Below are 12,254 nucleotides of genomic sequence, written 5' to 3'. Positions count from 1 at the left end.
GTCACGTACTCGGTCCCGAACCAAGAAGCCTATGTTGACATAGGTATGTACCCATACCTATGATCGGCGTATGCCCGCCTCCCCCGCGCCAGAGCAGGACCCGCGCCGCCTCGCCTCCGGGCTCGCGGTCGCTCTGCCCGCGCTGCACCGGGCGCTCGACCGGCGGCTGGCCCAGGATTTCCCGCACACCAAGCTGCCCGAGGGCCAGCTGGCGCTGCTGCGGCTCGTCGCGGAGCGGGACGGCGTCACCGTGCGCGAGGCGGCCGACGAGCTGCTGATGAAGCCGAACAACGTGAGCGCCCTGGTCACGCAACTGGTCGGACGGGAACTGCTGGAGCGCCGGCAGGATCCGGACGACAAGCGCGTCGCCCACCTGCACACCACCGCCGAGGCGCGGCGCCGCCTCGCCGCGGTAGGAGACCTCCTGCAGGGGTACGTCAGCGAGGCGCTGGACGCCCTCACCGACGGGGACCGCGCCGCGATCGGGTCCGCCCTCGGCGCCCTGCGCGGGCTGGCCCCGCACATTCATCCCGCCGCCCACTGACCGACGGCGCCCGCGCGACTGTCCGCGCCCCGCAGCCGCTCGCCCCGCTCTCCGAGAAACAAGGCACGTCCATGCCCTCCACTGTCGTGGATCACTCACCCCTGCCCGCACCCTCCCCGCCCGACGCGCCGCACCGCCGTCGCGGCAACCCCTGGCTCACGCTGGTCGCCGTCGCCTTCGGCCTGTTCATGGTCGGCCTGGACGGCTCCGTCGTCTCCATCGCCAACCCGGAGATCGGCCGCGGCCTGCACGCGTCCACCGCCGATCTGCAATGGGTCACCAACGCGTACCTGCTCGCGCTGGCCGCCGCGCTGATTCTCGGCGGGAAGCTGGGGGACCGGTTCGGGCGACGCACCTTCTACATGATCGGCGTCCTCGGCTTCACGGCCGCCTCCGTCGCCATCGGCCTCGCGGGCTCGATCGAGGGCGTCATCGCCTTCCGCGCGGCACAGGGCTTCTTCGGCGCCCTGCTCATGCCCAACACGCTCGGCCTGCTGCGCGCCGTGTTCCCGCCGAAGAAGTTCGGTATGGCGGTGGGCATCTGGGCGATGGTCTCGTCCGTGTCCACGGCGCTCGGCCCCATTGTCGGCGGCCTGCTCGTCGAGCACGTCACCTGGGAGTCGGTCTTCTACATCAACGCGCCGATCGGCGTCGTCGCCCTCGCCTTCAGCGCGCTGGTGCTGCCGCAGAGCAAGAACCCCGCCGACCGGCACCGCTTCGACGTACCCGGCGTCGTCCTGCTCGCCCTCGGCCTGCTCGCGGTCGTCTTCGGGGTGGTCAAGGGCGAGACGTGGGGCTGGAGTTCGGGCCCCACCCTGGGCACCCTCGCGGCCGGCCTCCTCGTCCTGCTGGCCTTCGGCTGGTACGAGACGCGCGTCACGCAGCCCCTGCTGCCGATGCGCCTGTTCCGCGACCCCGCGCTGACCATCGGGACGCTCATCACCGCGGTCAACTTCTTCGTCCTGCTCGGCGTGATCTTCTTCGTCATGCTCTACCTCCAGAACGTCCGCGGCTTCACGCCGGTCGAGGCCGGTGTCCGCACGTTGCCGCTCAGCCTCGCCTCCGTCCTCGCCTCGCCGCTGGGCGCCAAGCTCACCGAGAAGTTCGGTGCCCGCCTGACGATGCCGGCCGGCATGGTCCTCCAGGCCGCCGCCTCCTTCGGCATGCTCGGCTGGGGCGTCCACTCCTCGTACGCCGCGATGTGGCCGCCGTTCGTCGCGCTCGGTCTCGGCGTCGGCATGGTGATGGCGGCCTCCTCCGAAGCGATCGTCGGCAAGGCGCCGGTCAGGGACGCCGGGGTGGCGGGCGGACTGCAGGCCACCGCGCTGCAGATCGGCGGCGCGCTCGGTACGTCCGTCCTCGTCTCCCTGATCAGCGGCCGGGTCGGCTCGACCCTCACCGGCGAGCTGACCTCCGCCGGGGTGCCCGTGCCCCTGGCCGAGGGGCTGCACGAGGCCAAGGACGCGGTGGCCATGGGGGTCGCCCCCGTCTCCGGTGAGATGCCCGCACAGCTGCGGGCCGCGGTCACCGAAGGCAGCGGCCAGGCGTTCATGAACGGCGTCCACACCGCCGTACTCGTCACCGGAGTGCTGTGCCTCCTGGGCGCGATCCTCGCCGTGGCCGGGGTGCGGCGCGCCCCGCGGTGACGGTGACCACCCGCTGCGGCGTCCGCGGCGACGGAGTCCACCCGCGCCCGGACGCCCGCGGCGGGGCGGCCGCCCGCGACCCGGGGAGGTGCGGACGTAACGTTCTGCCCGCGAGTGTGATCGGATGGTGGCAGCGGAACCTCCGATCACGGAACCGCACTCCGCTCACGGAACCGCACTGAAGGGAACTGCATCGTGGCAACCACGCGCTCCGCGCACACGGTCTGGGAAGGCTCTCTGACGGAGGGCTCGGGCACCGTCACCTTCGACTCCTCCGGCATCGGCGAACAGGCCGTGTCCTGGCCGTCGCGCGCCGAGCAGGCCAACGGCAAGACCAGCCCGGAGGAGCTGATCGCCGCCGCCCACTCCAGCTGCTTCTCCATGGCGCTGTCGCACGCCCTGACCGGCGCGGGCACCCCGCCGAGCCGCCTGACCACCTCGGCCGACGTCACCTTCCAGCCGGGCACCGGTATCACCGGCATCCACCTCACCGTCGAGGGCGAGGTGCCGGGCCTGGACGAGGCCGCCTTCACCCAGGCCGCCGAGGACGCCAAGGCGAACTGCCCCGTCAGCCAGGCACTGACCGGCACGACCATCACCCTGTCGGCCAAGCTGGCCTGACGCGCCGCCGCCCGGCGCACACCGCGATGCCGCCGTCCCCGTCAGGGGGTGGCGGCATCGTCGCGTCGGACGGCGACGACGGTCCGGGCGGGGCGGCTCAAGAGCCGGTACGCTCCCAGCCGCGCCGCTCCGGACGCGTCCCCAGCCGCCGCGGGTCCCGGGCGCGGTAGACCACGTACGGCCGGAAGAGGTACTGGAGCGGCGCGCTGAACATGTGGATCAGACGGGTGAACGGCACCAGCGCGAAGAGCGCCATGCCCACCACCGCGTGGATCTCGTACAGCAGCGGCACGCCCGTCATCCGGTCGATGTCCGGGCGGAGCGTGAACAGGCTGCGGGCCCAAGGGGCGATGGAGTCACGGTAGTTGTAGCCGTCGCCGGAGGCGTGCGAGAGCTTCGCGACCATGCCGAGGACGATCGCCGCGAACAGCACCAGGTACATCAGCTTGTCGTTGGCGGTCGTCGCGCGGAACACCGGCGTGTTGGTCCGCCGCCGGTAGAGCAGCAGCAGGATGCCGAGTACGAGCAGGACGCCGGCCGCCGTGCCGCCGTACAGCGAGAACAGGTGGTAGGTGTGCTCGCTGACGCCCGCCTTGTCCGTCCACGACTCGGGAAGGAACAGGCCGACCAGGTGCCCGACGAGGACGAAGAGGATGCCGTAGTGGAACATCGGGGAGGCGATGTTCAGCAGCTTGGACTCGTAGACCTGCGAGGAGCGGGTCGTCCAGCCGAACTTGTCGTAGCGGTAGCGCCAGATCGTGCCGGCGACGAGCAGCACGAGGGCGAGGTAGGGCAGGGCCCCCCACAGCAGCGTTTCCATCAGTGCTCCCCGATGAGTGCGAAGGGTTCCAGGCCGACGTCCTCGCGCGGCGGCCCCGAGCGGGCAAGCGCGAGCGCCTCGGCGCGGTCCTTGGGCGAGGGGCCGGGCAGGGTCGCGCACACCGCGTCGAGCACCTCCGCGTACGGCGTGCCGCACTCGCCGAGCGCGATCCGCAGCAGCTCCAGACCGCCGCGGTGCTCGATGAGCAGCTCCGGGCCCGCCCGCGCGGAGAACTCCAGGACCGCGGGCAGGAAGTCCGGCAGCTCCTCGCCGGTGAACTCCAGTCCGTGCGCGCGGTAGGCCTCCTTGAAGCGGACCAGGGCCATGCCGCGCCGCCGGGTGTCGCCGTCCCGCCACCAGCTCAGGTACAGGCTGTGGCGGTTCTTGAAGTCGAAGACCTGGACGTAGTGCGCGGCGAGCTCGCGGGGCGCGGTGGTCTCGGCGTACGCCACAAAGCCGGCCAGCGGCGGGGGAGCGGCGGCCCGCAGCAGCGGCAGCCGCGCGTGGAACTCCTCGTCGGGGTAGGCGAGGCAGAACGCGGCGGCCTGGTGGAGGACGGCGTGCTCGGTGGTCACTGGTCGTCCTCCTCGGCCGCGTGGGCCTTCTCGGCGGCGCTCGGCTCCCGGTCGGCGGTCTGCCGGTCGCGGAGCGTGTGGAAGTTCTCGATGGTGACCAGCGGCAGCTGCCGGCGCCCCGAGTCCTGGCCGAACGGCCCGTCGCCGCCCATGCCGGGGCCGCCCTCGAAGTCGAGGCTGCAGGAGTCGGAGAGTTCGGGAAGGGCCGACTCCTCCAGGCGCCGCGCGTCGCCGAGGGCCGCGGTCGGGATGACGTACCGCTCGTCGTACTTGGCGATGGCCAGCAGCCGGTACATCTGCTCGATCTGCGGCCCCGACATCCCCACCGACCGCGCCACGTCGCCGTCGGGGGTGTCGCCGAGGTTCACGGCCCGCATGTGCGCCCGCATCGCCGCGAGCTTCTCCAGCGAGGCCCGCACCGGGCCCACGTCCCCCGCGGTGAAGATCTCCGCGAGGTACTCCAGCGGGATGCGCAGGGTGTCGATGGCGCCGAAGAGGTTCGCGGCGTCCTCGCCGTCGTGCCCGGTCTCCGTCAGCGCGTCCACCACCGGTGACAGGGGTGGGATGTACCAGACCATCGGCATGGTGCGGTACTCCGGGTGCAACGGCAGCGCGACCCGGTAGGTGCTGATCAGCGCGTGCACGGGGGAGCGACGGGCCGCCTCGATCCAGTCGTACGAGATGCCGGCCCGCTCGGCCGCGCCCCGCACCTCGGGGTCCTCGGGGTCGAGGAAGACGTCCAACTGGGCCTGGTACAGCTTGTGTTCATCCGGCTCGGCGGCCGCGGCCGTCACCTTGTCGGCGTCGTAGAGGATGACACCGAGGTAGCGCAGCCGGCCCACGCACGTCTCCGAGCAGACGGTGGGCAGGCCGACCTCGACGCGCGGGTAGCACATCGTGCACTTCTCGGCCTTGCCGGTGCGGTGGTTGAAGTAGACCTTCTTGTACGGGCAGCCGGTCACGCACTTGCGCCAGCCCCGGCAGTGGTCCTGGTCGACCAGGACGATGCCGTCCTCCGCCCGCTTGTACATCGCGCCGGACGGACAGGACGCCACGCACGACGGGTTCAGGCAGTGCTCGCAGATGCGGGGCAGATAGAACATGAACGTCTGCTCGAACGCGAACTTCACCTTCTCGCTCGCCTGTTGGCGCACCTTGTCGACCATCGGGTCCAGGTGGCCGTGCTCGGTGGCGCCGCCCAGGTTGTCGTCCCAGTTCGACGACCACTCGATCTTCATCGGTTTGCCGGAGATCAGGGAGCGGGGCTCGGCCACCGGGTAGTCGTCGCCGAGCGGGGCGTCGGTGAGGTTGCGGTACTCGTAGGTCCAGGGCTCGTAGTAGTCCTTGATCTCGGGGAGCTTGGGGTTGGAGAAGATCTCCAGGAGCGACTTGATCCGGCCGCCGTTCCTCAGCTTCAGGGCGCCGCGCTTGTTCAGCTCCCAGCCGCCGCGCCACTTGTCCTGGTCCTCGTAGCGGCGCGGATAGCCCTGGCCGGGGCGGGTCTCGACGTTGTTGAACCAGACGTATTCCATGCCGTCCCGGTTGGTCCACGCCTGCTTGCAGGTGACCGAACACGTGTGACAGCCGATGCACTTGTCGAGGTTCATCACCATCGCGATCTGGGCCATGACGCGCATTCAGTACTCCACCTTCTGCGACCTGCGGCGGATGACCGTCACCTCGTCGCGCTGGTTCCCCGTCGGGCCGAGGTAGTTGAACGCCCAGGACAACTGTGCGTAGCCGCCGATGAGATGGGACGGCTTGAGGATCAGCCGGGTCAGGGAGTTGTGGATGCCGCCGCGCCGGCCGGTGGCCTCCGCCTTGGGCACGTTGACCGTGCGCTCCTGGGCGTGGTGCATGTAGACCGTGCCGGCCGGCATGCGGTGCGAGACGATGGCCCGCGCGACGACGACGCCGTTGCGGTTGACCGCCTCGATCCAGTCGTTGTCGCGCACGCCGATCGCGTCCGCGTCCTGCGGGGCCATCCAGACGCACTGGCCACCGCGCGAGAGCGACAGCATGAAGAGGTTGTCCTGGTACTCGGAGTGGATCGACCACTTGTTGTGCGGCGTCAGGTAACGGACCGTCACCTCCTTCTCGCCGTCGGGGCCGAGCCGTGGTTCGCCGAAGAGGCGGTTCATGTCCAGCGGCGGCCGGTAGACGGGCATCGCCTCACCCAGCTCGTGCATCCAGTCGTGGTCGATGAAGAAGTGCTGGCGCCCGGTGAGGGTGTGCCACGGCTTCAGGTGCTCGGTGTTGAGGGTGAACGCGGTGTAGCGGCGCCCGCCGGACTCGCTGCCCGACCACTCCGGCGAGGTGATCACCGGCACGGGCGCGGCCTGCGTGTCGGCGTACGTCACGCGCTTGCCCTCGTGCTCGGCGGCCAGGTGCGCCATCTCCTGACCGGTGCGCTCCTCCAGGGTGTGGAAGCCCTGCGTGGCCAGCCGGCCGTTCGTCGTGCCGGACAGGGCGAGGATGGTGTCGGCCGCCTTCACGGCGGTGTTCAGGGCCGGGCGGCCGTCGGCGGGACCGCCGACCACCACGCCGTTGCGTTCCCCCAGCTCCGCCACCTCCTGGTCGGGGTGGAGCGCGATGCCCTTCGCGGGCAGCCCCAGCTGTTCCACCAGCGGGCCGAGCGCGGCGAACTTCGCGCCGATCGCGGTGTAGTCGCGCTCCACGACGGCGAGGTTCGGCAGGGTCCTGCCCGGCACCGGCTCGCACTCGCCCTTGCGCCAGTCCAGGACCACCCCGCCGGGCTGCGCCGTCTCGCCCGGCGTGTCGTGCTGGAGCGCGGTCGCGACGACGTCCTTGCGGACCCCGAGGTGGCCCACGGCCAGCTCGCTCAGCCGCTCCGCGAGCACGCGGAAGGTGTCGAAGTCGGTGCGGGCCTGCCAGGGCGGGTCGACGGCCGGGGTGAAGGCATGCACGTAGGGGTGCATGTCGGTGGTCGACAGGTCGTGCTTCTCGTACCAGGTCGCGGCGGGCAGGACGACGTCCGACAGCAGGGTGGACGAGGTCTGGCGGAAGTCGAGGGAGACCAGCAGGTCGAGCTTGCCCTCGGGTGCCTCCTCGCGCCACGCCACGGTGGAGGGGCGCTCCTCGGGCGCGGCCTGTTCGGCGCGCAGCGAGGAGTGCGTGCCGAGCAGGTGCTTCGTGAAGTACTCGGCGCCCTTCGCGGAGGAGCCGAGGAGGTTGGCGCGCCACAGCGTCAGGACACGCGGCCAGTTCTCCGGGGCGTCCGGGTCCTCGCAGGCGAACTTCAGCGTGCCCGCCTTCAGTTCACCGACGACGTTGGCCACCGGATCGTCCGTGGTCTCCGCGAGGTCCAGGGGATTGCGGTCGAACGTGGGGTACGACGGCATCCAGCCGGTCCGCGCCGACAGGGCCAGGCAGTCGGCGCCCGTCATGCCCGCGAAGCGGCCCTCGCCCAGCGGCGAGGCGAGCACATCGGCGGCGAACCGGTCGTAGCGCCACTGGTCGGTGTGGAGGAACCAGTAGGCGGCGCCGATCATCTGCCGGGGCGGCCGGCTCCAGTCGAGCCCGCCGGCCAGCGTCGCCCAGCCGGTCACCGGGCGGCACTTCTCCTGCCCGACGTAGTGCGCCCAGCCGCCCCCGTTGCGGCCCTGGCAGCCCGTCAGCTGGAGCAGGGCGAGGAAGGAGCGGTAGATCGTCTCGGAGTGGAACCAGTGGTTGGTGCCCGCGCCCATCAGGATCATGCAGCGGCCGCGTGACTTCTCCGCCGTCGCCGCGAACTCCCGGGCGATCCGCAGGCACTTGGCGGCCGGTACGGAGGTGTGCGCTTCCTGCCAGGCGGGCGTGCCCGGTTGCGAAACGTCCTCGTACGAAGCGGGCCAGGTGCCCGGCAGCCCCTCGCGCCCCACGCCGTACTGCGCCAGCAGCAGGTCGAAGACAGTGGTGACCAGCGGCCCGTCCGGCCCGCCGAGGCGGGTGGCGGGCACGCCCCGGCGCACGACCTCGCCGCGGCCCTGGCCGTGCGCGCCGCCCTCGGTGTCGAAGCGCGGCAGCAGCACCTCGACGCCCGCCGCCACCGGGGAGCCGTGCAGCGACAGCTGCGGATCGATGGCACCGAGGTCGAGGTTCCAGCGGCCCTTGCCGGACTCGGTCCACCGGAAGCCGAGCGAGCCGTTCGGCACGGCGGGCCGCCCGGTCCGCGCGTCCAGCACCGCCGTCTTCCAGTCACCGCCCTCCCCGTCCTCGCCGAGGTCGGCGGCGCGCAGGAACTTCGCGGGCACGTACGCGCCGTCCCGCTCGGTCAGCGTCACCAGGAAGGGCAGATCGGTGAACTTGCGCACGTAGTCGGTGAAGAACTCCGTCTGCCGGTCGACGAAGAACTCCTTCAGGACGACGTGCCCCATCGCGAAGGCCAGCGCGCCGTCGGTGCCGGGATGCGGGTGCAGCCACTCGTCGGCGAACTTGGCGTTGTCGGCGTAGTCGGGCGCGACGACCACGACCTTCTGCCCGCGATAGCGCGCCTCGGCCATCCAGTGCGCGTCCGGCGTCCGCGTCACCGGCACGTTCGAACCCCACATCACCAGATACGCGGCGTCCCACCAGTCACCCGACTCCGGTACGTCCGTCTGGTCGCCGAACACCTGCGGCGAGGCCACGGGGAGATCCGCGTACCAGTCGTAGAAGGAGAGCATCGGCGCGCCGATCAGACCCATGAAGCGGGCGCCGGCGGCGTGCGAGACCATCGACATCGCGGGGATGGGGGAGAAACCGGCGACGCGGTCGGGACCGTACGTCTTGATCGTGTGGACGTGCGCCGCCGCGATGATCTCCACGGCCTCGTCCCAGCCGGCCCGCACCAACCCGCCCTTGCCGCGCGCCTGTTGGTAGCGGCGCCGGCGCTCCGGGTCGCCCTGGATGTCCGCCCAGGCGAGCACCGGGTCCTTCAGACGGGCCTTCGCCTCCCGGTACATCTCCACGAGGACGCCGCGCAGATAGGGGTAGCGGACGCGGGTCGGGGAGTAGGTGTACCAGGAGAACGCGGCGCCCCTCGGGCAGCCGCGCGGCTCGTACTCCGGGCGGTCCGGGCCGACGCTCGGATAGTCCGTCGCCTGCGTCTCCCAGGTGATGATGCCGTCCTTGACGTACACCTTCCAACGGCAGGACCCGGTGCAGTTCACGCCGTGCGTGGAGTTCACGACCTTGTCGTGGCTCCAGCGGTCCCGGTAGAAGGCGTCCGCGTCCCGGCCGCCGGTCAGCGCGACGCTGTGCAGGTCGGGGGCGGTGGTGCCGCGCCGCAGGAACTTCCCCGCCCGCAGCAGGGCCGCGGCGGGCTCGGTCGTCTCTGTCACCGTGGGGCTCCCTAGGTCTGCCTTGCCACGAACCTAGGGGCGGGGCGGCCGGGGCACCTTCCGGTGGCGGCCGTACGGGTTGCGCCCGTACGGGTCGCGGGCCCGGCCGCGCGGGCGCTCCGGCGCGGGTTCCGGGAGGTCATGGGCGGCATTACCTGTGACGTAATCGACCGGGCGGCGCGCGCTCGGCACAGTGGTGTCACCGGATCGGGACCGCGGCACCGCGGAGCCGATCCGGCGCCCCGCACCATCCACCCCGCACCGCCGGAGGCAGCCCGCCATGACGACCTACCAGCTCACCGCCCTCGCCCGCACCACCGACCCGACCACCATGCTGCGCCGCTTCCTCGGCCTCGACGCCCTCGTGACCGCCGGCAACGGCCTCGCGTACGTCGCCGCCTCGGGGCCCCTCGGACGCTTCCTCGGCGTCGACTCCGGGCTGCTGCTCGGCCTCGGCGTCTTCCTCACCGCCTACGGCGCGGGCGTCGGCTACCTCGCCGCCCGCAAGAGCCCGCCGACGTTCGGCGTGCGCGCGGTGATCGAGGGCAACGCCGCCTGGGCCCTGCTCAGCGTCCTCGCCCTCGCCCTGTGGCTGTCGCCCAGCACGGCGGGCGCGGTCTGGATCCCGATGCAGGCCGTCACCGTCGGCGGCTTCGCGGCGCTCCAGTACGCGGCGCTGCGCGCGGCGAAGGCCTGAGCCGGAGCCCTCACGCCATCCGGGTCTCTCAGGCCATCCAGGTCACTCAGGCCATCCGGGTCTGGAGGAACTTCGTCGTCGCCGGGTCGGCCGGGAGCAGCGTCTCGATGGCCAGCTCGGCGACGGTCACGTCCATGGGGGTGTTGAACGTCGAGATCGACGAGATGAAGGACAGGACGTGCCCCTCGTGCTCGATCCGCAGGGGCAGCGCGAAGTACGGCACGTCCGTCCCCGCCTCGAAGGCGTCCACCCCCGGATCGCGCACCGGATACGCGGCCACCTCCTCGTACACCTTCCGCAGGGCGTCCGAGCGCTGCAGCGCGATCTGCCGCTCCATCTGGTGCAGCAGATGGCCGCGCCACTCCCGCAGATTGCGGATCTTGGTGGCGAGACCCTCGGGGTGCAGGGTCAGCCGCATGGCGTTCAGGGGCGGCGCCAGCAGACGCTCCGGAAGGCCCTCCAGCAGCAGCGCGATGCCGCGGTTCGCCGCGACCACGTCGTACGCCGCGTCGACCACCAGCGCCGGATACGGCTCATACCCCGTCAGAAGCTGCTCCAGGCCCTCGCGGAGCATCCCCATCGAGGGGTCCCCCAGCGGCGTCTCCCGGAAGCGCGGCGCGTAACCGGCTGCCAGCAACAGGGAGTTGCGCTCCCGCACCGGCACGTCGAGGTGGTCGGCGAGGCGCAGCACCAGCTCCTCGCTCGGGCGTGAGCGGCCCGTCTCGATGAAGCTGATGTGCCGCGCGGACGAGTCGGCGCGCAGGGCCAGTTCCAACTGGCTCAGCCGGCGCCGCTCGCGCCAGCAGCGCAGCAGCGGGCCCACTCCGGTGGCGTTCCCCCTGATGTCGTTGCCCTTGGCCTTGCCTTTGATGGTCCCCGTGGCGGGCGCGGCGGTGGTCATACGTAGACGGTAGTCCAAAGGGGCTGTGGCAAGGTGGGAGCGACCCCGAGGAAGGACCATCCCCCATGTCCCGCGCACCGCTCCCGCACGAAGAGATCGAGGACCGTCTGACCGAGCTGCCCGGCTGGTCCCTGGCCGACGGCAAACTCACCCGCTCCTACCGGCTCGGCTCGCACTTCGCGGCGACCGGCCTGGTCGTCCACATCGCGCGGACGCAGGACGAACTCGACCACCACGCCGACCTGACCCTCGGCCACCACACCGTCACGCTGTCCGTGCACACGCACAGCGCGGGCGGCGCGCTCACCGCCCTCGACTTCGAACTCGCCCGCAGGGTCGAGGGGTTGGCCCCGGCCCACGGCGCCGAGTGAGCCTCGCCATGCTGGACTACAGCGAGGAAGCCGACCGCTACGACGCCTCGCGCGGCGGCGAACCCCGCGCCGCGGCCGCCGCGGCCGCCGTCCTCGGCCTGCTGCCGTCCCCCACCCGCACCCTCCTCGACGTCGCCTGCGGCACCGGCCTGGTCACGCGCCGCCTCGCCGCCCATGAGGGCCTGCGGGTGACCGGGGTCGACGCGACGTACCGCATGGCCCGGATGGCGGCGGACCGGCTGCCGGGCGCCATCGTCCTCGGCGACAGCCGACGACTGCCCTTCCCCGACGACACGTTCGACGCGGTGAGCACCGTGTGGCTGCTGCACCTGATGCCCGGGCCCGAGGAGACGGCGGCGGTCGTCGGCGAGTGCGCGCGCGTGCTGCGGCCCGGCGGCACCTATGTCACCACCGTGGACAAGGCCGCCTCGCACGACGTCGGCAGCGACATCGACGTCGTGCTCGCCCCGCGACCGGTGCGCCCCGCCGTCGACCGCGCCGAGGCCGTCGCGGTGTACGCGGCCGAGCACGGCATGGCTCCCGCCGGCCGGTCCCGCTTCACCGGCCACGGCCAGGGCCGCTCGCCCCGCTCCACCGCCGACGACCTCCGCCGGGGCTGGTTCACGCAGATCCCGCCCGACGGGCCACTGGCCGCGCGCCTCGCGGCCCGGCTCGCCGCCCTCCCCGACCAGGACGTGCCGCGCCCCGACCCGCGCTTCGGCCTGCGCGCGTTCCGCAAACGGACACGAGCCGCGTGA

At 72.0% G+C, this 12,254-nt stretch carries 11 protein-coding genes; 6 read left to right on the top strand and 5 right to left on the bottom strand.

What is annotated here, in order from left to right; translation table 11 throughout:
• Positions 1-70: 70 nt before the first annotated feature.
• The 3 genes from ACZ516_RS09895 (at position 71) to ACZ516_RS09885 (ending at position 2,811) form a co-directional block, all read left to right on the top strand.
• Positions 71-544 carry a MarR family winged helix-turn-helix transcriptional regulator gene (locus ACZ516_RS09895; RefSeq protein ID WP_469009460.1) on the top strand — a complete coding sequence of 158 codons (474 nt, stop codon included), beginning with the start codon at positions 71-73 and terminating at the stop codon, positions 542-544.
• Between the two features lie 71 nt (positions 545-615).
• A complete protein-coding gene (locus tag ACZ516_RS09890; RefSeq protein ID WP_469009458.1) occupies positions 616-2,190 on the top strand; it encodes an MFS transporter in 1,575 nt (524 codons plus the stop codon).
• Between the two features lie 195 nt (positions 2,191-2,385).
• Complete coding sequence (locus ACZ516_RS09885; protein WP_358698906.1) at positions 2,386-2,811, top strand: OsmC family protein; 426 nt, start codon at positions 2,386-2,388, stop codon at positions 2,809-2,811.
• Positions 2,812-2,908: 97 nt separating this feature from the next.
• Here ACZ516_RS09885 and narI read toward each other — a convergent pair whose 3' ends face one another.
• From narI to ACZ516_RS09865, 4 genes are read right to left on the bottom strand one after another with little or no spacing between them, the layout of a single operon-like run.
• Positions 2,909-3,631: a respiratory nitrate reductase subunit gamma gene (gene narI / locus ACZ516_RS09880; RefSeq protein WP_469009456.1), complete on the bottom strand. Its 723-nt coding sequence runs from the start codon at positions 3,629-3,631 to the stop codon at positions 2,909-2,911.
• Positions 3,631-4,206, bottom strand: a complete 576-nt coding sequence (gene narJ, locus ACZ516_RS09875) for a nitrate reductase molybdenum cofactor assembly chaperone (protein WP_358584401.1) — start codon at positions 4,204-4,206, stop codon at positions 3,631-3,633. Before narJ ends, narI begins: the two co-directional genes overlap by 1 nt.
• Positions 4,203-5,843, bottom strand: coding sequence for a nitrate reductase subunit beta (narH, locus tag ACZ516_RS09870; RefSeq protein WP_361086531.1), 1,641 nt, complete (start codon positions 5,841-5,843; stop codon positions 4,203-4,205). The genes narJ and narH overlap by 4 nt, the downstream gene beginning before the upstream one ends.
• Positions 5,844-9,527 carry a nitrate reductase subunit alpha gene (locus ACZ516_RS09865; RefSeq protein ID WP_469009453.1) on the bottom strand — a complete coding sequence of 1,228 codons (3,684 nt, stop codon included), beginning with the start codon at positions 9,525-9,527 and terminating at the stop codon, positions 5,844-5,846.
• A 280-nt stretch (positions 9,528-9,807) separates the two neighbouring features.
• Here ACZ516_RS09865 and ACZ516_RS09860 point away from each other — a divergent pair, with 280 nt between their 5' ends.
• Positions 9,808-10,224, top strand: coding sequence for a hypothetical protein (locus ACZ516_RS09860; RefSeq protein WP_361086538.1), 417 nt, complete (start codon positions 9,808-9,810; stop codon positions 10,222-10,224).
• 46 nt (positions 10,225-10,270) lie between these two features.
• On the opposite strand, the gene ACZ516_RS09855 is transcribed toward ACZ516_RS09860, so the two are convergent.
• The gene (locus tag ACZ516_RS09855) at positions 10,271-11,125 is read right to left on the bottom strand and encodes a helix-turn-helix domain-containing protein (protein ID WP_469009451.1); all 855 of its coding nucleotides are present in this window, start codon (positions 11,123-11,125) and stop codon (positions 10,271-10,273) included.
• A 65-nt stretch (positions 11,126-11,190) separates the two neighbouring features.
• On the opposite strand from ACZ516_RS09855, the gene ACZ516_RS09850 reads away from it, so the two are divergent.
• Both ACZ516_RS09850 and ACZ516_RS09845 read left to right on the top strand, forming a co-directional pair.
• Positions 11,191-11,496, top strand: coding sequence for a 4a-hydroxytetrahydrobiopterin dehydratase (locus ACZ516_RS09850; protein WP_469009449.1), 306 nt, complete (start codon positions 11,191-11,193; stop codon positions 11,494-11,496).
• An 8-nt stretch (positions 11,497-11,504) separates the two neighbouring features.
• Positions 11,505-12,254: a class I SAM-dependent methyltransferase gene (locus tag ACZ516_RS09845; RefSeq protein WP_361086547.1), complete on the top strand. Its 750-nt coding sequence runs from the start codon at positions 11,505-11,507 to the stop codon at positions 12,252-12,254.

This window comes from Streptomyces sp. NPDC034037, from assembly GCF_055575715.1.
Note: the sequence above shows the minus strand (reverse complement) of the source record. Positions and strands in the feature narration are given on the sequence as shown.

Excerpts from the sequence above, each read along its gene's own strand:
- narH (WP_361086531.1), bottom strand. The coding sequence starts at position 5,843 with ATGCGCGTCATGGCCCAGATCGCGATGGTGATGAACCTCGACAAGTGC.
- ACZ516_RS09895 (WP_469009460.1), top strand. The coding sequence starts at position 71 with ATGCCCGCCTCCCCCGCGCCAGAGCAGGACCCGCGCCGCCTCGCCTCC.
- ACZ516_RS09890 (WP_469009458.1), top strand. The coding sequence starts at position 616 with ATGCCCTCCACTGTCGTGGATCACTCACCCCTGCCCGCACCCTCCCCG.
- ACZ516_RS09850 (WP_469009449.1), top strand. The coding sequence starts at position 11,191 with ATGTCCCGCGCACCGCTCCCGCACGAAGAGATCGAGGACCGTCTGACC.
- ACZ516_RS09860 (WP_361086538.1), top strand. The coding sequence starts at position 9,808 with ATGACGACCTACCAGCTCACCGCCCTCGCCCGCACCACCGACCCGACC.
- narI (WP_469009456.1), bottom strand. The coding sequence starts at position 3,631 with ATGGAAACGCTGCTGTGGGGGGCCCTGCCCTACCTCGCCCTCGTGCTG.
- ACZ516_RS09855 (WP_469009451.1), bottom strand. The coding sequence starts at position 11,125 with ATGACCACCGCCGCGCCCGCCACGGGGACCATCAAAGGCAAGGCCAAG.
- ACZ516_RS09845 (WP_361086547.1), top strand. The coding sequence starts at position 11,505 with ATGCTGGACTACAGCGAGGAAGCCGACCGCTACGACGCCTCGCGCGGC.